19 protein-coding genes and 2 tRNA genes are annotated in these 20,335 nt (G+C 31.2%); 18 read left to right on the top strand and 3 right to left on the bottom strand.

The annotated features are described in order from the left end of the window. Positions 1–190: 190 nt before the first annotated feature. The 18 genes from trxA (at position 191) to B2Y85_RS07485 (ending at position 16,622) form a co-directional block, all read left to right on the top strand. Positions 191–511, top strand: coding sequence for a thioredoxin (trxA, locus tag B2Y85_RS07570; protein WP_372519876.1), 321 nt, complete (start codon positions 191–193; stop codon positions 509–511). Beyond that, entirely contained in the window at positions 501–977 is a 477-nt protein-coding gene (locus B2Y85_RS07565; protein WP_372519875.1) for a TlpA family protein disulfide reductase, read from the top strand. Before trxA ends, B2Y85_RS07565 begins: the two co-directional genes overlap by 11 nt. 29 nt (positions 978–1,006) lie before the next feature. Then, positions 1,007–1,924, top strand: coding sequence for a thioredoxin-disulfide reductase (trxB, locus tag B2Y85_RS07560; RefSeq protein WP_372519874.1), 918 nt, complete (start codon positions 1,007–1,009; stop codon positions 1,922–1,924). A gap of 224 nt (positions 1,925–2,148) precedes the next feature. Further along, on the top strand, positions 2,149–4,887 hold the full coding sequence (polA, locus tag B2Y85_RS07555) for a DNA polymerase I (RefSeq protein WP_372519873.1): 2,739 nt from the start codon (positions 2,149–2,151) through the stop codon (positions 4,885–4,887). Next, positions 4,884–5,474, top strand: a complete 591-nt coding sequence (coaE, locus tag B2Y85_RS07550; RefSeq protein ID WP_372519872.1) for a dephospho-CoA kinase — start codon at positions 4,884–4,886, stop codon at positions 5,472–5,474. The genes polA and coaE overlap by 4 nt, the downstream gene beginning before the upstream one ends. 12 nt (positions 5,475–5,486) lie before the next feature. Continuing rightward, positions 5,487–6,908: a hypothetical protein gene (locus B2Y85_RS07545; protein ID WP_372519871.1), complete on the top strand. Its 1,422-nt coding sequence runs from the start codon at positions 5,487–5,489 to the stop codon at positions 6,906–6,908. A gap of 26 nt (positions 6,909–6,934) precedes the next feature. After that, positions 6,935–8,257: a ribosome biogenesis GTPase Der gene (gene der, locus B2Y85_RS07540; protein ID WP_372519870.1), complete on the top strand. Its 1,323-nt coding sequence runs from the start codon at positions 6,935–6,937 to the stop codon at positions 8,255–8,257. 268 nt (positions 8,258–8,525) lie between these two features. Continuing rightward, complete coding sequence (gene plsY / locus B2Y85_RS07535; RefSeq protein WP_372519869.1) at positions 8,526–9,131, top strand: glycerol-3-phosphate 1-O-acyltransferase PlsY; 606 nt, start codon at positions 8,526–8,528, stop codon at positions 9,129–9,131. A gap of 13 nt (positions 9,132–9,144) precedes the next feature. Continuing rightward, positions 9,145–10,137 carry an NAD(P)H-dependent glycerol-3-phosphate dehydrogenase gene (locus B2Y85_RS07530; protein ID WP_372519868.1) on the top strand — a complete coding sequence of 331 codons (993 nt, stop codon included), beginning with the start codon at positions 9,145–9,147 and terminating at the stop codon, positions 10,135–10,137. Between the two features lie 10 nt (positions 10,138–10,147). After that, positions 10,148–10,411 (top strand): HU family DNA-binding protein, encoded by a 264-nt coding sequence (locus tag B2Y85_RS07525; protein WP_372519867.1) that lies wholly within the window; start codon positions 10,148–10,150, stop codon positions 10,409–10,411. After that, a complete protein-coding gene (locus tag B2Y85_RS07520) occupies positions 10,404–10,742 on the top strand; it encodes a MerR family transcriptional regulator (protein ID WP_372519866.1) in 339 nt (112 codons plus the stop codon). The genes B2Y85_RS07525 and B2Y85_RS07520 overlap by 8 nt, the downstream gene beginning before the upstream one ends. A 5-nt stretch (positions 10,743–10,747) precedes the next feature. After that, a tRNA-Pro gene (locus B2Y85_RS07515) sits at positions 10,748–10,821 on the top strand. A gap of 79 nt (positions 10,822–10,900) precedes the next feature. Continuing rightward, complete coding sequence (locus B2Y85_RS07510; RefSeq protein ID WP_372519865.1) at positions 10,901–12,007, top strand: hypothetical protein; 1,107 nt, start codon at positions 10,901–10,903, stop codon at positions 12,005–12,007. Then, the gene (locus B2Y85_RS07505) at positions 11,983–13,752 is read left to right on the top strand and encodes a tetratricopeptide repeat protein (protein ID WP_372519864.1); all 1,770 of its coding nucleotides are present in this window, start codon (positions 11,983–11,985) and stop codon (positions 13,750–13,752) included. The genes B2Y85_RS07510 and B2Y85_RS07505 overlap by 25 nt, the downstream gene beginning before the upstream one ends. A 162-nt stretch (positions 13,753–13,914) precedes the next feature. Continuing rightward, positions 13,915–14,000, top strand: a tRNA-Leu gene (locus B2Y85_RS07500). A 25-nt stretch (positions 14,001–14,025) separates the two neighbouring features. Further along, the gene (locus B2Y85_RS07495; RefSeq protein ID WP_372519863.1) at positions 14,026–14,877 is read left to right on the top strand and encodes a DUF4032 domain-containing protein; all 852 of its coding nucleotides are present in this window, start codon (positions 14,026–14,028) and stop codon (positions 14,875–14,877) included. Positions 14,878–14,896: 19 nt separating this feature from the next. Continuing rightward, positions 14,897–15,640 (top strand): metallophosphoesterase family protein, encoded by a 744-nt coding sequence (locus tag B2Y85_RS07490; RefSeq protein WP_372519862.1) that lies wholly within the window; start codon positions 14,897–14,899, stop codon positions 15,638–15,640. A 1-nt stretch (position 15,641) separates the two neighbouring features. Next, on the top strand, positions 15,642–16,622 hold the full coding sequence (locus tag B2Y85_RS07485; protein WP_372519861.1) for a glycosyltransferase family 2 protein: 981 nt from the start codon (positions 15,642–15,644) through the stop codon (positions 16,620–16,622). Between the two features lie 71 nt (positions 16,623–16,693). On the opposite strand, the gene gatB is transcribed toward B2Y85_RS07485, so the two are convergent. Genes gatB through gatC form a run of 3 tightly spaced genes read right to left on the bottom strand, consistent with a single transcriptional unit; the run spans position 16,694 to position 19,989 of the window. Further along, the gene (gene gatB, locus B2Y85_RS07480; protein ID WP_372519860.1) at positions 16,694–18,154 is read right to left on the bottom strand and encodes an Asp-tRNA(Asn)/Glu-tRNA(Gln) amidotransferase subunit GatB; all 1,461 of its coding nucleotides are present in this window, start codon (positions 18,152–18,154) and stop codon (positions 16,694–16,696) included. Between the two features lie 19 nt (positions 18,155–18,173). Beyond that, positions 18,174–19,637: an Asp-tRNA(Asn)/Glu-tRNA(Gln) amidotransferase subunit GatA gene (gatA, locus tag B2Y85_RS07475; protein WP_372519859.1), complete on the bottom strand. Its 1,464-nt coding sequence runs from the start codon at positions 19,635–19,637 to the stop codon at positions 18,174–18,176. Between the two features lie 49 nt (positions 19,638–19,686). Further along, positions 19,687–19,989 (bottom strand): Asp-tRNA(Asn)/Glu-tRNA(Gln) amidotransferase subunit GatC, encoded by a 303-nt coding sequence (gatC, locus tag B2Y85_RS07470; RefSeq protein WP_372519858.1) that lies wholly within the window; start codon positions 19,987–19,989, stop codon positions 19,687–19,689. Positions 19,990–20,335: the final 346 nt, after the last annotated feature.

The raw sequence follows: 20,335 nt of genomic DNA, 5'->3' as shown, positions 1-20,335 counted from the left end.
GTACACTTTTGTACACTACAGCTCGGAATTTCTTCGTTTCACAAACAAATATTTCAGTTTTTTTCTGTCCTTACATTAATTACTAATTAATAATTACTAATTACTAATTGCTAATTTGTCTTTGGCAATTTAGTGCCGTTTTTAGTATAATCTAATCAATATAAAAAATAATAAATTACGGAGGCATAAAATGGCAGAAATAGTTATAACGGAAGCAAATTTTGAACAAGAAGTTGTAAAATCGGATGTTCCCGTATTGCTTGATTTTTGGGCTCCATGGTGCGGACCTTGCAAAATGTTGTTGCCTGTAGTAGATGAAATAGCAAAAGAATATGACGGCAAAATTAAAGTCGGTAAAGTTAATACCGATGAAAATATGTCATTGTCATCGCAGTTTCAAATAACATCTATTCCTTGCCTTATAATATTTAAAGACGGAAAAGCAATAAATAAAATGGTCGGCTTCAGACCTAAAACCGCTATAGAGCAGGAGTTAAATAATGTTTTATAAAAAACTTTTTGTCTTGTTATTGTTTGTAGTTGCATGTTGTTCTTTTTCTTGTGCGGAAATATCTCCCGATTTTACTTTGCAGGATTTGGAAGGTAAACCGGTATCTTTATCCGATTATAAAGGTAAAGTCGTATTTATAGATTTTTGGGCAACTTGGTGCCCTCCCTGCAGAGCTTCTATTCCGGAAGTGGAAAAGCTATATGAACAGTATAAAGATAACGAAGATTTTGTAGTGTTAGGTATAAATTTGCAGGAAGATAAAGATACAATAGCTAAATTTCTGAAGAAACAGAAAATGAGTTATCCTATATTGTTAAGTGATAAAAAAGTTATAGCAAATTATAAAATATCGTCCATACCTCAATTCTTTATAATAGATAAGAACGGGGAAATTTATAACAAATTTGTAGGCTTTGCTCCGGGTGTGGCAGAACTTTGGCAAAAAGATATAAAAAAATTACTATAGAAAAAATATTAAAACAGAGAGAATAAAATATGATATATGATGTTATAATAGTCGGCGGCGGACCTTCCGGTATGTCGGCTGCAATATATGCTTCAAGAGCAAGGCTTAAAACTTTACTTATAGAAAAAGCAGGTTGCGGCGGGCAAATCGCAATAACCGATCATCTTGAAAATTATCCCGGTTTTGAAGAAGGTATTAACGGGTTTGAGCTTGCCATGAAAATGGAAAAACAGGCAAGAACTTTCGGATGTGAAATAGTTTACGGTGAGGTTTCTTTTATGGAAACCGATGATGCGATAAAAAAAGTTATACTTTCGGACAAAAAAGAATATTTTACTAAAACGATTATTATAGCAAGCGGAGCAAATTTCAGAAAGTTAGGCGTTGAAGGAGAACAAGAATTTATAGGTAAAGGTGTATCTTATTGTGCTACTTGCGACGGACCTTTTTTCAGAAACAAAGAAATTGCAGTTGTCGGCGGCGGAGATTCGGCATTACAAGAAGCATTGTATTTAACGAAATTTGCTACAAAAGTTAATTTAATTCACAGAAGAGACCAATTCAGAGCGGCAAAAATTTTGCAGGAAAAAGTTTTTGCGGAACCTAAAATAAATATAATATTCGATTCCGTAGTAGAAAAAATTTCAGGTAATATTTCGGTGGAACAAGTGATGTTAAAAAATGTTAAAAATAACATTTCGTCACCGTTGAATGTTAACGGCGTTTTTGTCTTTGTCGGTTGGTTGCCGAATACAAAATTTTTGGAAAACACAAAAATAAAGTTAAACGAAGCAGGTTACATCGTAACCGATGACAATATGAACACTTCAATAGAAGGAATTTTTGCTTGCGGAGATGTAAGACAAAAAATATTGAGACAGGTAGTTACCGCCGCGGGTGACGGAGCTATAGCGGCAATTTCCGCCCAACACTTTATAGAAGGATAAAAACTTTTTATAGAATAAAAAGTTTGGTGAATAGCTGAACACAAATTGTAAACAATTTGTTGGTGAAAGGGTGAAAAGTTTGTCATCCCGTACTTGATACGGGATCTTCGGATGATTTGCCATTGCAATGTTGGCAAACATTCCGTGCAACGACTCGTAGTTAAAGCCTTTAAGCCATTCACCCATTAAGCCTTTAAGCTAAAAAATACGGAGTATTTTTTATTGTGGACAAAGTTTTATATATCATAGATGCAAGTGCATATATTCATAGAGCATACCATGCTATAAGACCGTTAACGACATCAAAAGGTGTTCCTACGAATGCCGTTTATGGTTTTATAAAACTTATCAATAAAGTAAAAAACGAACAAAAACCGGACTACATTGCAGTATGTTTCGATCATCCGTCAAAAAATTTCAGACATCAATTATCTCCGATATACAAAGCAAACAGAAAACAGTTGGATGAAGATTTAATAAAACAAATGCCTATAGCAAGACAGGCTGTTAACGCTATGCAACTTGCTTCTTTTGAAATGGCGGGCTTTGAAGCCGACGATGTTATAGGAACGGTGGCGAAAAAAGCCGAAAAAGAAGGTATAAAAGTTGTTATTGTTACGGGTGATAAGGATTTGTTTCAGTTGGTAAACGACAATATTCATATTTGGAACGAATCTAAAAATATAATGTTCGACAGTCAAAAAGTTTATGAAAAATACGGTTTATATCCCGATAAAGTTGTAGATATGTTGGCTTTAATGGGCGACAATTGTGATAATGTTTGCGGAGTTAAAGGTATAGGGGAAAAAACAGCAGTAAAACTTATAAACACTTACGGCAGTGTTGAAGATATTATTGCAAATGCCGATTCGATTAAAGGTAAAATATCACAAGCAATTAAAGACGGTGCAAACGATGTTTTGTTAAGTAAAAAGCTTGTACAACTTGAACTTAATGTTCCTATAGATGTTTCTGTGGAAAAATTACAATATAACGACAATTTGTTTGAAACAGAAACGGCAAAAGAGTTTTTTAAAGAGTATGAATTATACAGCTTTATTCCTAATCGTTCACAACAGATAACTTTTCAAGTGAACCGACAACGAGATAAACAAGAAGAAAAAATTGCAGAACAAAAAGTTATACATAAAGAAATAAAAAATATTGTAAAAATAGTCGATACTACAGAAAAGGCAACCGAGCTTAAACAACAGTTATTACAACAAAAAGAAATAGCAATAAACATAGAAACCGCAGGTTCCGGAATAATGCAGGATTTGCTGGTGGGAGTTTCTTTCTGTTACGGACAAGACAACAATTATTATATTCCCGTAAATCATAGCGATTTTATATTGCAACAGGTTCCGGAACAAGATTTTATTGAAATTTTTAAATCTGTATTTGAAAATGAAAATATAAATTTTATAGGTTGCGATTTAAAGTTTGTTAAACATATACTTAAAACATTAAATATAGAACTCAAAAATATATCTTTTGACGTTATGATAGCATCTTATTGTATAAATCCTTCACAACAACATACAACAGAACAGTTGGCATTAAAGTATTTGAATTTTTATATAAAAACAGACGAAGAAATTTTTTCCAAAGGAACAAAAAAAATAAAAGCCGATAACCTTGATATAGAAACATTGGCACAATATTCATGTTCAAAATCCGTAAGCCTTTATAATTTAAAAGATGTATTAACAAACGAACTGAAAAAAAATAATTTGTCATCTTTATTTTTTGATATAGAAATGCCGATAGTTCAAGTATTATATGAAATGGAAAATATCGGTATAAAGACAGATAAAAACTTTTTAAATGATTTTGATAAAGAATTAACAAATGCAATATCTGTTCTTGAACAAAATATCTATAATTTGGCAGGAGAAACATTTAATATAAATTCACCTAAACAGCTGGCAACAATATTGTTTGAAAAAATGAATTTGCCTGTAATTAAAAAAACTAAAACAGGTTATTCAACCGATGAATCCGTTTTGGCTGAACTTTCTCAATATGATATTGCTAACGAAATATTAAAATACAGAGAATTACAAAAATTAAAAACTACTTATGTTGATTCGGTCATAAGATTTACCGAAATTGAAGGAGAAAGAATACACACAATATTTAATCAGGCGGTTACAACAACAGGCAGACTTTCTTCTTCGGATCCGAACTTACAAAATATTCCTATAAGAACGGAATACGGCAGAAAATTCAGGAAAGTTTTTGTAGCAGATGAAGGGAAAATTTTTGTTTCTGCAGATTATTCTCAAATAGATTTAAGATCTTTAGCACACATATCCAAAGATGCAAACTTAATTAAAGCTTTTTGTTCCGGTCAAGATATTCATACTGCAACCGCTATGGAAGTTTTTAATATATCTAAAAAAGAAGATGTTACAAAACAGCAAAGAATGGCGGCCAAATCCATAAATTTCGGTATAGTTTACGGTATATCTTCGTTCGGCTTATCCAAACAGTTGGATATTCCTGTTAAACAGGCAAAAGAGTATATAGACAGCTATTTTTCAAAATATTCCGGTATAAGGAACTGGTCTAATAAAATAATAGAAGAAACAAAACAAAAAGGATATGTTAAAACAATTACCGGAAGAATAAGATATATTCCGGAGATAAATTCTTCCAATAAACAGATAGTATCTTTCGGTGAAAGAATGGCTCTTAATACTCCTGTTCAGGGAACATCGGCGGATATTATTAAAATAGCAATGATAAATGTATCCAAAAAGTTAAAAGAACAAAACTTGAAATCCAAGATACTTTTACAGGTTCATGATGATTTATTATTGGAAGTGCCTAAAGAAGAAGAAAATATTGTTATAAATATGCTAAAATATGAGATGGAACATGCGGTAAAGTTGGATGTTCCTTTGTTGGTGGAAGTAAAAACAGGTAGTAATTGGGCAGAAATGGAAGGTATAAAATGATAATCGGGCTTACGGGAAGCATAGCTACCGGAAAAAGTCAATCATCTAAAATATTTAAACAACTCGGTTGTTATATAATCGATGCCGATAAAATATCGAGAACATTAACTACTAAAGACAGCAAATGTTTGAAAGATATTGTCGGTACGTTCGGAACGGATGTATTAAAGGACGACGGTTCTTTGAACAGAAAAAAGTTAGGTGAAATTGTTTTTAACGATAAACAGGCAAAAATAGAACTTGAAAGAATAATCCATCCTCACATAATAAGAAAAACAAACGAGATAATAGCAAAAAAATATAATGTTACCGACATTATAGTTGATGCTCCTTTACTTTTTGAAGTGGGATTGGACAGAATTTGTGATAAAGTTATTGTTATATATGCAAAATACCATTTGCAGCTGTCAAGACTTATGAAAAGAGATAATCTTTCAAAAGAAGAGGCTACCAAAAGGATAGCATTACAAATGCCGATAGAGGATAAAATGAAATTGGCAGATATTACAATAGATAATTCCGGAACTCTTGCAGAGCTTAAAAAAAATATAAAATTTATTTATAAAAAACTAAAAGATATAGATTAACGGAGGAAAGACATGAGAAAAGTTATTAGCTTAGCGTTAATGTTTTTATTTGTCGGTAGTATTTGTTTTGCTCAAGTAAAAAATTATAAAGTCGAAGCAACGGATGATATTCCTTCAAATAAGTCACAAGATGAAATAGTGTCTTCGTTAATAGAAAGGTTAACAAAACAAGCTATAGAAAAGTCCGATATTAAAATAAAAGATTATAAATTATCAAAAAAAGAATATAATCAATTCGTAAAAGATGTTGCTAAAGTTGAAGTGAAAAACAAAAAAGTATTCATGAAAAAAGGTAACCAACAGGCTGTAAATATTAAGTTGATTGTAAAAATGGATTCCGATATTGCAAGAAACTATTTGTATGAATTGCAACAAGAACAGAATGCAAAAAAAGAAGCAGAACTCATAGATGCCAAAGTAAAAGAAAAACTTGAAAAAATGGAAAAAGAAAAAGCTGAAAAAAGCGAGAAAATTGAAAAAAAAGAGGAGCTTGAAAAAAACATTCCAGTTGTAAATGCAGAGTCGGAAGAAGAAACTGTTAAAGATGAAACTGTAAAATCTAAAAAAGATAAAAAAGCTGAAGAAAAAGCAAAAAAAGAAGCAGATAAAAAAGCTAAAAAAGAAGCAAAGAAGAATGCAAAAAAAAGCACAGATGAAAAGGCTAAAGATGTTCAATCGGATATTGCTTTAGTTAATCAAAACGAAGTAAATGTAAGTTCTGCAAGTGTTACCGAAGTAAGTACAACAACGGCTAAAATAGCAGGTGATACAATACATAACGAAGTTGCGGTTGATACTGCGACCATAAAACAGGAAAAAACCGCAAACAATGTTGAAGTTAAAGAAATAGTTATTAAAGAAGAAAAAAAGTCTGTAGAACAAGTTTTACAGGAAATTGAAGCAGTCAAGAACGAAATAAAACCGGAGTTGGATAATTTTGACAGTTCATTAAAAAAGAGTGAAAACAAAGCAAAAATAGCACAAACCGTAGTTTCGACTATGCAACCCAAAATAGATAAACTAAATTCTCTTCAAGCAGAGAAAGCTTATGATGAAAATTCGGAAAAGGCAAAAATTCTTTCTTTAGGTTCTATTAATGCGGACAAAAAATATTTTGAAATAAAAATATTGTATAATGCCGAACAATCACTTGTTGCTGCATTAAAGTATGAATTTTCCGATATGGAAATAGAAAAAGCAAAAGAAATATATAAAACACCGAAAAAATTTGTGATAAAACCTTTGTTTTCTATAGAAGAAAATATGAAGACCGGTGCTTTAAATAAAGCGTTAACCGCATTTAGTATAAAACATGCGGATGTAGAAGGAGAAAAAATAGTTAATCTTTCTAAAAAAGTATTACCGTTTAAAGAAGTGGCAAGATTTGAAACTTATAAAAATATGGCAAAACAAAATCAAGGAAAAAAGAAATAATCGAAAATTAATTTACAGAGGTTTTAATGTACAAAAAAGTTGCGATTGTCGGCAGACCGAATGTCGGCAAGTCAACATTGTTTAACAGATTTATAGGTAAGAAAAAAGCTATCGTTCACAATATTGCGGGAACAACAAGAGACAGAAACGATTATGAAGTAGCTTGGAAAGATAAACATTTCATTGTTACCGACACTGCGGGTTGGAGTACGGAAACTTCGGAATTTTCGGAATCCATGAGCCAACAATTAAACTTGGCAATAGAAAGTTCCGATATTATTTTGTTTGTTGTTGACGGTAAATCGGGTATCCATCCTTTTGAACCCGTAATTGCAAAATCCGTAAGAGCAAGCAAAAAACCCGTAATACTTGTTGTAAACAAAATAGATACATTTGCCGAAGAAGTAAAAAGTTATGAATTTTATCAGTTGGGCTTTGAAAATATTATATCCGTATCATCTACACACGGCAGAAATATGGTTGAATTGCTTGAAGCGATATGTGAAATGATAGGCGATAACGATGTCGTTGAAAAACAAGATAATTTGTTAAAAATAATATTTGTGGGTAAACCTAATGTAGGTAAATCTTCGTTGGTAAATTCCATAACACAACAAAACAGATGTATAGTTCACAATATTCCGGGAACAACAAGAGATTCTCTTTCCGTTCATGCAACATACGAAGATACGGATTATTTGTTGATAGATACTGCCGGTCTTCACAGAGGAAACAAACAAAAAGATGATTTGGAATATTTGTCTACACTAAGTACAAACTATGCCATGGATGAAGCGGACATTGCCGTTCTTGTAGCGGATGCCGAACAAGGTATAGGTGAAACCGAAGCCAAAATATTGGGAATGATTATAGAAAAGAAAAAGCCGTGCATAATAGCCGTAAATAAATGGGACTTGATAGAAGATAAAGAAGACAGAATAAGAATGTTTCAACAGCAGTTGGAAGAAAAATTAAAGTTTTTGGATTGGGCAGATATTATATTTATCTCTGCAAAAACAAGACAAAGAGTAGACAGAATATTTAAACTTGCACCTGCAATTTATAAAGAATATTCCAAAATGGTTCCGCAGGAAGAACTTAACGAAGCAATCAGATATGCTACGGATAAAACTCCTTTTTCAAGAAAAGGTAAAGTTTTAAAAATAAAAGATATAGAACAACCCGTATCAAAACCGCCGACATTTAGAATTGCCGTAAACGATTTGGAATTGGTGCATTTTTCATATAAAAGATATTTGGAAAACATATTAAGAGAAAGGTTTTCTTTTAAAGGAACACCGATAATTTTGAAATTCAGAGAAATTTCAAAAGAGAAGTTTAAAGAATAAATTTTTGCAAAGCAAAAATTTGAGGTATAGAGGAATAGAAGTATAGAGGGATAGAAACTTTTTGTTTTACAAAAAGTTGATGAATGGAGATGGATAGGTTCGAAAGAATAGAAGATTAGAAGAAATGTCATCCCGCACTTGATGCGGGATCTCATCGGTGTCATTCTGAACTCGATTCAGAATCTATAAAAAATTAAAAATCGCATGGCGATTTTACAGCTTAGCTTCCAATCTTCCAATCTTCAAATAATCTGGGGTATTTTTTAAGATGTTAAAAATAATTTTATATTTAATATTTGCATATTTATGCGGAGCAATACCTTTTGGATATATAATTGCAAAGTTATTTAAACATATTGATATCAGAACCGTAGGTTCTGGAAATCCCGGTGCCACAAATGTTTATAGAACCATAAGTAAACCTTTAGGAATTTTGACTTTGATTTTAGATGTTTTGAAAGGGTTTATTCCAATATATTTTGTAAAATTAATAAATCCCGAATTTTCTTTGATAGTAATAGCTGTTGCTCTTGTTACGATAATCGGTCATATATTTACCGTGTTTTTAAACTTTAAAGGCGGAAAAGGTGTTGCAACGGCTTGCGGCGTATTTTTAGCATTGAATCCTTTATCCGTATTAATTTGTTTTATAACGTTTGTTATTATATTGGCAATATTCAAATATGTTTCGTTAGCATCCATTATTGCGGCAATGATGTTGCCGATAAGTTTATATTGTTTAGATTCTTTTCCCGAACTTATAGTCTTTTCCGGTATAATTGCAATTTTAGTCGTAATTCGTCATATCGGCAATATAAAAAGACTATTAAACGGAACGGAAAATAAAATATTTGGAACTAAAACCATAAAATAATAAGAGGCAAAAAATGAAGATATCAGTTTTAGGCGCCGGTTCTTGGGGAACAACACTTGCATGTTTGTTGGCAAATAACGGGCATAAAGTTTATCTTTGGGAAATAAATAAAGAAGCTGCGGAAAAATTGGATAAAGAAAGAATAATTCCGTTTATCGGCGGGGCAACCATTCCGGAAAGTGTTGTTATTTCAAGTGATTTAAATATTATAAATGAAACGGAAGCCGTATTATTTGTTGTACCTTCTCATTTTCTAAGATCAACCGTAATGTCTATAAAGAAATTAAATATTGATTTAGGAAAAAAACTTATAATCAGTGCAACAAAAGGTATAGAAAACGAAACATTGCTAAGAGTATCTCAGATAATAGAAGAAATTTATCCGGATACGAAAGACAAAATAGTTGCATTATCAGGACCGAGTCATGCCGAAGAAGTATCAAAACAAATTCCTACCGCCGTAACATCCGCATCAAAGAACGAATCTCTTGCCGTAAAAGTCAGAGATTTGTTTATGAACGATTATTTCAGAGTTTATACGCAAGACGATATAGTCGGTGTTGAGTTGGGTGCATCTTTAAAAAATGTTTTTGCGGTAGCAGGCGGTATAATAGACGGACTTCATTTCGGAGATAATACTAAAGCTGCAATAATATCCAGAGGTTTAATAGAACTTATAAATTTAGGTGTTGCTTTGGGCGGTAAAGAAAAAACTTTTTACGGACTTTCGGGTGTGGGAGATTTAATGGTTACTTGTTTTTCAAAACATTCAAGAAACAGAAATCTCGGTGAGATGTTGGCAAAAGGTAAAACATTGGAACAAGCCGAACAAGAACTTAAAATGGTTGCCGAAGGTGTAAAAACTTGTATGAGTGCTTATCAATTAGGCAAAAAATTAAATATAGATTTACCGATAATAAATCAAGTTTATGAAGTTTTGTTTAACAATAAAGATGCTAAAAAAGCCGTATATGATTTAATGACAAGAAGTCCGAAAGCTGAATGAGGAATAAAAAATGACTAAGAACGATTTAATAGAAAAAATAGCAAAAATAATGCCTTCAAAAAAAGAGGCAACTATAGTTGTAAATAAATTGTTTGATGAAATGTTGAACGCAATAGTAAACGGTGAAAAGGTAGTAATTACAGGTTTTGGAAGTTTTAATTTGTTGGTTACACAAGCCAAAAAGGGGAGAAACCCAAAAACGGGTGATACGATACTTATAGAACCGAAAAAGAAAATAAAATTTAAACAATCTAAAGAGATATTCAATGTTTGAACCGGACAAAAAATATTTAAATATAAGTGAAGTATCCGAAAGAACGGATGTTCCCGCTCACACGTTGAGATATTGGGAAACCGAGTTTAAACAACTTAAGCCGGAAAGGCATTCCGGAATAAGAAAATATTCTCCTTTGGATGTCGAACTTATTAAAAAAATTAAAGATTTATTGTATAATAAGAAGTATACAATAGAAGGTGTAAAAAAATGCCTTACTGTTGACAGAAGAAAAAAAAATATGTCTAATATGCAGGTTGGCGTTTCCGATTCAAAAATTCTTGAAGAAATAAAACAGGAATTAAAAGAAATTTTAGATATTCTGGAATAGTTGGTCGGGGTGTAGCACAGTTGGCTAGTGCGCTCCCTTCGGGTGGGAGAGGTCGCTGGTTCAAGTCCAGTCACCCCGATTTTTTTATGCATATGAAGTTTTTTCGTTTAATAATTTTATCTCTAATAATCTTTGTATCAAATATATATGCCAATAGTATGTCTGTCGACGAGAAAGAAGTTCAAATAGAACAAAAAGTTGCAGAATTTTCCCAACAAAATGCTTGGCTTAACGTGGATTCTTACATAGATTATGTCGGCTTGTCCGAACTGAAGTATGAAACAACAAATCCTCAAGAAGAAAAACAATCCGAACAATCTTTTTTTACACTTTTGGATTACATACCTAACACCGATAATGTTTTAATATCCGATGACAGCATAAAAGATATAATCAGTATCAAAAGCGAAAATGATGTTTTTTTACAAATTAAATATAACGATAAGTATGGTAACGAAATATCGGAAGGATATCCGAAATTGTATTACAGAAAACAAAGTTCGTCGGATTCTTGGACGGAAAAACTTTTTAATCCTTCGGGAAATAATTTGTTTAATATGGAATTACCTTTAGAATACGGAAATTACGAATATTATGTCGTTGCGGATAACGAAAATTATCCCGATGAATATATCTCACCGACAAAACTTATTATAGTCAGTGAAAGACCTCATTCTTTTAAAAATTTAAATCTTAGTTTGCAGGACGGAAAAGGAAACTCTAATACAAATTTAAATTTTCGCTGGACTGTTGCCAAAGGTGTTGAAAGCGATATATTAAAATATACTTTGTTTTTAGGAACAGATGAAAATTCCATGCAACAATACGATTTGGCGACCGAAGATTTTTATACAGCCGGAAATCTTTCTCCGAGAACAAGATATTATTGGAGAGTAGAGGTGGAAAATCAGTATGGTATAAAAATGTTAAATCCCATAACTTTTGATTTTGTTACTTTGGGTGAAATTAAAAAAGTTTATAATGCACCTAATCCGTTTAATCCTCAGAAAGGACAAACTACAAGAATATTTTTTGAAATGAGTAAAGAAGGTAAAGCCGAACTTGATATATATTCGGAATACGGGGACAAAATATATCATACAGTAAAAGCTAATCTGTCACAAGGTAACAACGAAATTGTTTATGACGGTAAAGATGATTACGGTAACATATTGTATAACGGAACATATTTGTGTGTAATAAAGAAAAAATATTCGGATGGCGGAAGTAAAACCGAAAGATGCAGATTGTTAATAATAAAATAATTTTAGTTTTAATAATATCTATATTTGTTGTTCAAAACATATATGCCACCGGGAAAAGAAAAAATTTTCTCTCTCACGGACCTTCTGTTGTCGCATTTTCTCAAGGAGAAACAGCATTAAATTCATTAGATGATCCTTCCGTAATATATCATAACAGTTCATTGTTGGGATATTTCGATTATAACAATGTGTCTTTATCAAGATACAATTTGTTTGACGGAACATCGTACAATGCTGCGGCAATTAATTACAGACTTTTAGATAATTTCTTTTTAGGCTTTTCCGCTATAGATTTGGCAAGCGGTGATGTTGAAATAAGGCAAGATGCGTTTGATAATCCTAAAACAGTTAAAACAAATCAATGGGCATATGTGCTTTCGGCTGCGACAACAATAAAGCCTATAGATACTTCTATAGGTATAAATTTAAAGTATATTTATTATGATTTATATGCTAAAAAAAATGGCGGTTTTGCAACGGATATAGGTTTATCAAAATATTTTGATAATGTGGACATAAAATATACCCGGGCAAAATTCGGCGTAGGTTTATCTATGCAAAACATTGTCGGTACCGGTATAAAACTTGATGAATACAAAGAAGATTTTCAATATATATTCAGATTGTCAACTTTAATGGAAATACCGATAATATACAGGCTTGAAACAAAAGATACTTTAACATTATCTTTGGATATAGTAAACGAAGATTCTTATAACGAACTTTTTGCGGGACTTGAATATAAGTTTATAGAAAAATATGCTGTAAGATGCGGTTATTATCCGGAACATATTACAGCCGGTTTCGGTATAAATATTTCCGCATTTACCGTAAACTATTCTATAGATTTCAATGAACTTGATTTAATAAACAGGTTTTCTTTGTCGTACAGATGGAATAAGAAAAAAAGATTGAAAAATGAATTGGAAAAAGAAGCACAGGCAGCGTTGAATCAAGACAGACTTTCACAACAACAAGCACAAGAAATGTTTGATAAAGCAAAAGATTTTTATAATAAAAAACAATACTTGTATTCAACAGATATTTTACAAAAAATTATAATGGATTATCCCACATACGAATCTCCGAATATTTATTTTGAAAAAATAAAGAAAATGATGAAAGAAAAATCTTCTTCAAGTTTTGATACTGATTTTGATGAGTATGCTTACTGGGCAGGTTACAAAAATTATTATGAAGGAAATTACGATCAATGTTTAAAAGAATGGATGAAATACCTTCAATTTGATAATAAAAACAAAGAAATCACGGAATATTACAATAAAGTAAATGAAATTGTAACCAATTCGATTGAAGAACAAAAGAAAAAACAATTCGAATATGAGGCAAACACTTTACTTAAGAACGGAATAATTTTATATAAAAACAAACAGTGGGTTGAATGTATAAAATATATGGAAAAATTGCAGGAATTTTTAAAGAAATCACAATATACAAACACATCTTTTAATTATTATTCTTCCGCAAAAGAATATATAGATAAGTCTGTAAAAGAAATAACAAAATCTTTAAAAAATACTGCAAAGCGGGAACAAAAAAATATACAAGAACCCCAAGAAGAAAATATTTTAATAGATGAGAAATTAGCGGATGAAAAATATAAAGAAGGATTAATTTTATATGCTAAAGGTAAATATTTTGAAGCGGAAAAAATGTTTGAACTTGCATTGAGATTGAATCCAAATCACCAAAGAGCAATCAATGCTTTAAAACATTTAAAATAATAGAAAATTTTGCTTCACAAATTTTTACCGAAAAACATAAACTATAAGCTTTAAACTTTAAGCTAAAAATTGCTCCGCAATTTTTTGACAGCTTTATAAAAAAAATGTATAATTTCTCAATATTAGTTGCAATATGTTTTTTTTAATAAGTGTAGTGAATATGGGTGGATGGCGGAACTGGCAGACGCACAGGACTTAAAATCCTGAGGCTCGCAAGAGCCGTGAGGGTTCAATTCCCTCTCTACCCATATTTTTTATTTTATAGAGGTAAAAATGGCAAACGATAAAGACGGAATATTAGTAGATTTTTCTGCAATAGAAAAGAATGTGCCGGTATATACATTAAAATCAAAAGGAATCCAGGCAATACCTATAGATAAAATTATAGGCAGTTTGGGAAGATATTTAGATTTTTCCGAAACATTGCTGCCGAAACGTAGCGACGGTTCATCCAGATACGAATACATAAAATCTTTAATGGAAAAAGGTATAAATTTGGAACCGATACAGGTTTACCAAATGTTGGATAACTATTTCATTATAGACGGTCATCACAGAGTTGCAGTAGCTAAAAATGAATTTAAAGCAAAATATATAGATGCCGATGTTACGGAAATTAAATTTGATTTTGAATTATCAAAAGATAAAAATTATACTTTCGATTCGGAAAGCACAAAAAAGTTTTTGATAAAGTTGGAAGAAAACGCTTTTCAAAAAGCAACAATGTTAAATAATAAAATTTTAATACATCCTTTAAAAGTTACCGAATTAAAAAGTTATGCAATATTAAACCAGGAAATATTGGATTTTAAAGAAAATTATAATAACGGTGAACTTATAAAAAGATCAATAATGTTTGTATCTTACAAATGGTATGCCGAAAGATTTTTGCCTGCCGTAGAATTAATGAAAGAAGAAAAAATTTTATCTAAATTCGCAAACAGAACTTATACCGACTTGTATGTATGGATACAAAAACATAAATATTTTTTAAGTCAGCAGGCGGGACACGATGTCGGTTTTGATTTTACCGCACATGACTTTATGGCAAAATATAAAGATAAAAAGTTTCTTGATATTATTCCTTCGATATTTACCGATATTATAAAAAACTTAGTAAAGTAATTTAAAATAAGGATAACTTATGAAAATTCTTGCCGTATCCGATAAAGAAGATGCAAAACTTCAAGATTTTATAATCGGAAATACAAATGTTATAAAAAAGATTGACTTTATTGTATCTTGCGGAGATTTATCTAAAAGTTATTTGGAATTTATTGTTGACAGTGTAAGAAAATATTTCTTCTTTGTAGAAGGTAACCATCCCACATTAAATAACGATACTTCCAAAGATTATTTTAAAAAAATAGCCGATAAAATTTATGATGATGAACAGCAGTTCAGTTTGGGCGGTATAAATTTGCATGCAAGAATGGAAGTTTATGCCGACTATATCTTGGTGGGTTTTGAAGGTTCAATGAGATACAATATGAAAGGGTATCAATATACCGAAAAAGAAATGGCAAGAATTGTAAGTAAAGTATCAAAAAAAATAAGAATACAACAAATAAAAGATTTTATATTCAGAAGAAAAAAGAAGAAAATAATCGTTGTTTCTCATGCACCTATATTAGGTGTTCATGATAAACAAGATACTTGTCATAAAGGCTTTTTATGTTTTAAAAATTTTCTTAAAAAGTTTAATCCGTTAATTTGGTTTCACGGACATGTTCATTTTGAAGGACAAATGACGGAACAAATTACGAAAGTAGATAACACAATGGTTATAAATGTTTACGGTTTTCATATCGTAGATATTGATAACGACAAAGTAAGTGTAGTTTCAAATATAAAGAATTTTGTAAATAGTAAGGCGGAATGGAAATAAAATGGCGCAAATAACAATAGTATTACCGGTTTACAACGTAGAAAAATATCTTACACAATGTTTGGATAGTATAATAAATCAAACATTTAAAGATTTTGAATGTTTGTGTATTAATGACGGTTCTACAGATAATTCCTTGGAAATATTACAAGAATATGCAAAAAAAGATAAAAGATTTAAAATAATCACACAAGAAAATAAAGGATTATTAGGTGCATGGAATACCGGTATCAAAAATGTTAATACAAAATATTTAACATTTATAGATTCCGACGATTGGATAACAGAAAACTATTTAGAAGTCTTGTATAATAAAATAGAAGAAACAGGTGCAGATGTTGTAAGAGCAAGTTATAAATTTTATTTTCAGGAAGACAACGCATATAAATCTGCCAGAATAAGAGAAATTCATAAAATAACCGCAAACAGTGATATAGAAAGGTTATATAAGGGATATGCCGGTGCTTTTGTTTGGTCAAAAATATATAAAACATCTTTGATAAAGGATAATAACATTTGGTTTTATGATGAGAGAAAAAGTGCCGGAGATTGTCCGTTTTTAGGTTTAGTATTTTTGTACTCAAAAAAGATAGCTTTTATCTCTGATGAATTATTGTTTTATAGAAAACATAATTCCAGCATAACAACTAATCTTGAAAAAAATGCAACAGATGATTTCTGCAATTTTATTACATTAACAAAAGATTTACAAAAAAGAAATTTCAACGAACCGAAAATAAAAGAATTTTGTATAGACTTTTTTTTATATAAACTTGGTAAATTAGGTAAGAACATATCTAAGCAAACTTTACAAAAAAATTATTCTATAGCAATAGAACATATAAAATTTTTAAAAGAAATGTCTTTGGATTTAGGTTTTTTATATAAATTTAAAATAAATTTTTCGATATTTTTATTAAATACTTTTAAGACTTTTTCATTTAAAATTTTTAGAATACTAAAGAACTTTTTTAAGAATTAAAATATATAAATCAAATAAAAAAGGAACTATGCTTTATAACATAGTTCCTTTTTTTATATTTAAACAAAATTTTATTTGTTTAAAAGTTCGGTTAATGTTTTGTTTACCATTTGAGGGTTTGCTTTACCTTTGGATTTTTTCATTACGGCACCAACCAAAGCACCTATAGCCGATTTTTTACCGGACTTATAATCCGCAACGATTTTAGCATTTTCATCTATTGCTTCTTGGCAAACTTTTACTATTTCGCCTGCATCGGATATTTGAACAAGACCTTTTTCTTTAACTATCACTTCAGGATCTTTGTTATCTTTAAACATATCTTCAAATATCGTTTTTGCTATTTTACCCGATATTGTTCCTTTGGAAATAAGTATTACAAGTTTACCTATATTTTCAGGTGAAATAGGGGATTCTTTTATTGTTAATTTTGAGTTGTTTAACTTACCTAACAATTCCGTGATAATCCAGTTTGCAACGGTCTTTGCACAATCTTTTGCACCTTTATTAGCAGTATTAAGAGCTGTTTCGTAATAGTCTGCAAGAGCTTTATCTGATATTATTATGTTAGTATCATATTCGGAAAGTCCCAAATCGTTTATAAGTCTTGCTTTTCTTGCTTCGGGAAGTTCCGGAATGTTTTTCTTAATATTATCTATAAATTCATCATCTAAATTTACAGGTACCAAATCAGGATCCGGGAAATATCTGTAATCGTGTGCATTTTCTTTGGATCTCATGGATTTCGTCACTTTTTCATTAGGATCCCAAGTTCTTGTTTCCTGTATAACTCTGCCGCCGGATTCTACAATTTCAATTTGCCTTTCTACTTCGTAGGAAAGAGCTTCTTGAACACCGGAAATAGAGTTCATATTTTTAAGTTCTGCTTTTGTTCCGAACTCTTTTTGACCGAAAGGTCTTATACTTATATTTGCATCGCATCTGAATTTGCCTTCTTCCATGTTACAATCGGAAGCTTCAACATATTCGATTAAGTTTTTAAGAGATTCCAAATAAGCTGCCGCTTCTTGCGGTGATCTCATATCAGGTTCGGAAACAATTTCCATTAAAGGCACGCCTGTTCTGTTGTAGTCTGCCAAAGAATAATCAAGTTGTCTTGAACCTATATCATGTATAAGTTTTCCGGCATCTTCTTCCAAATGGATTCTTGTTATACCGATACTTTTTGTTTTACCGTCAACGGAAATATTTATTTTGCCATGCTCGCAGAAAGGAAGTTCGTATTGAGATATTTGATAGTTTTTAGGTAAATCGGGATAAAAATATTGTTTTCTTGCAAATACGGATTTCTTATTTATTGTACAATCCAAAGCAAGACCTGTTCTTACTATAAGTTCTACGGCATGTTTGTTTAATACGGGCAAAACTCCCGGTTGACCGGTGCAAACAGGGCAAATGTTTGTGTTAGGTTTACAATGAAATTCTGTAGAACAATTACAGAAAATTTTTGTTTTTGTTTTTATTTGTGAGTGAACTTCAAGTCCTATAATTACTTCATATTTATTATTCATTTTTTATATCCTCATACAATTATATTTTTGGGAACTCTTTATGCCAAGCCGTAGCTTGTTCATAGGCATAAGCTGTTTTAAACATCGTTTGTTCATCAAACGGTTTAGCAAGTAATTGCATACCTATAGGAATACCTTTTTGTGAAAAACCGCAAGGTAAACTCATTCCCGGTATAGCAGCTAAATTACAACTTATTGTAAATATATCTGATAAATACATTTGTAAAGGATCCGAACTCTTTTCACCTATTTTAAATGCAGGTGTAGGAGCTGAAGGAGTAAGAATAATATCAACTTTTTCAAACGCTTTTTCAAAATCTTGTTTAATCAATGTTCTTACTTTTTGAGATTTTCCGTATAAAGCATCATAATAACCTGCTGAAAGTGCATAAGTTCCAAGCATTATTCTTCTTTTAACTTCCGCACCGAAACCTTGTCCTCTTGATTTTTGATATTCATCCAACAAATTATTACATTCTGCTCTGAAACCGTATCTTACACCATCATATCTTGCAAGGTTGGCAGATGCTTCGGAACAACAAATAATATAATAAACAGCAACTGCATAATCCGTGTGAGGTAAAGAAATTTCTACAAATTCCGCACCTAAATTCTTATAAACTTCTATTGCTTTATCTAACGACGCTTTAACATCTGCATCTAAACCGTCTATAAAATATTCTTTCGGAAGACCGATTTTTAAACCTTTAACGCCGTCTTTAATTGTAGAAAGATAGTTTGGTACACCTATATTTATTGATGTTGAATCTTTTGTATCGTGTCCCGCAATAACATTCAATAATAATGCACTGTCTTCAACCGTTTTGGACATAGGACCTATTTGGTCAAGAGAAGAAGCAAATGCTACGGCACCGAATCTGCTTACTCTGCCGTAAGTAGGTTTTACACCAACGATTCCGCAACAACTTGCAGGTTGTCTTATAGAACCGCCGGTATCAGTTCCTAATGCTAAAGGAGCTGTCATTGCACCAACTGCGGAAGCACTGCCGCCTGAAGAACCTCCCGGAATATGTTCCGTGTTCCAAGGGTTTCTTGTAGTAAAAAATGCGGAGTTTTCCGTTGATGAACCCATTGCGAATTCATCGAGGTTTGCTTTACCTACGAATACCGCACCTGCATCTTTTAATTTTGTAATAACTGTTGCATCGTAAGGAGCGATATAGTTTTCCAAAATCTTTGATGATGCAGTCATTCTGATATCTTTTATTAAAATGTTATCTTTAATTGCTATAGGTACACCTTCCAACACACCTACATTCTCACCTTTAGCAATTTTATCATCGGATTGTTGTGCCTGCTTTAAAGCATAATCTTCACATACGGAAACATATGCTTTTATTTTAGGATCTACTTCTTTTATTCTTCCAAGAAAAGCTTTTGTTACTTCAACACTTGAAAGTTCTTTGCTTTTAATTTTTGCTGCAAGCTCCGTTGCAGTCATCTTTATTATATCATTGTTCATATTTCTTTCCTTAATTATAAATTGTAAATTAAATTTTATGAAATAAAATTTAATCTTCTAACTCCATAACTTTCTTAACTTTAAAAAAGTCGCCGTCTTGTTCCGGTGCATTTTTAAATAAAGCATCTATAGTTTCTTGAGAACTTTTTACTACAACATCTTCTCTCCAAACATTTTCGCTTGTTCCGCCATGGCTTGTAGGTGCTATTGTTGAAGTATCAACTTCTTTTATCTTGTCGATATAACCCAAAATAGAGCCAAGTTGTTTAACTAAGTTTTCTTTTTCCTTCTCTTCAAATTCCAATCTTGCAAGAGAAGCAACATAATCAACATCTTTTTTTGTTAATTCCATATTTGCTCCTAAAAAAACAATAATTTATCTTGATATTATACATAAGAAAAAATTGCAAGGCAATTCTTTTTGAGATATAGAGAAATATAAGATTGGAAGGATGGAATAAAAAAGCAGGGATACGTTTTCTCCCTGTTTTTTTTATTTATATTATGTTGATTAGTAAGTGAATTTATATGAAAAGCAATAAGTAATATTGATTTTTTAGAAAGTTTGCGATTGTTATTTTTTAGTTAAAATATAAACTTATAATAAATCATAAATTAAAATTTATCTACGGAAAAGTTTGGTATTGACAAATAAAAAGTTTTTTTGTAATATATTTACCTACCGCAAAGGTAGGTAG

The sequence above is a fragment of the Candidatus Ruminimicrobiellum ovillum genome (genome assembly GCF_002392975.1).
In the GTDB taxonomy this organism is placed as follows: domain Bacteria; phylum Elusimicrobiota; class Endomicrobiia; order Endomicrobiales; family Endomicrobiaceae; genus Ruminimicrobiellum; species Ruminimicrobiellum ovillum.
This window is presented reverse-complemented; position numbering and strand designations above follow the sequence as displayed.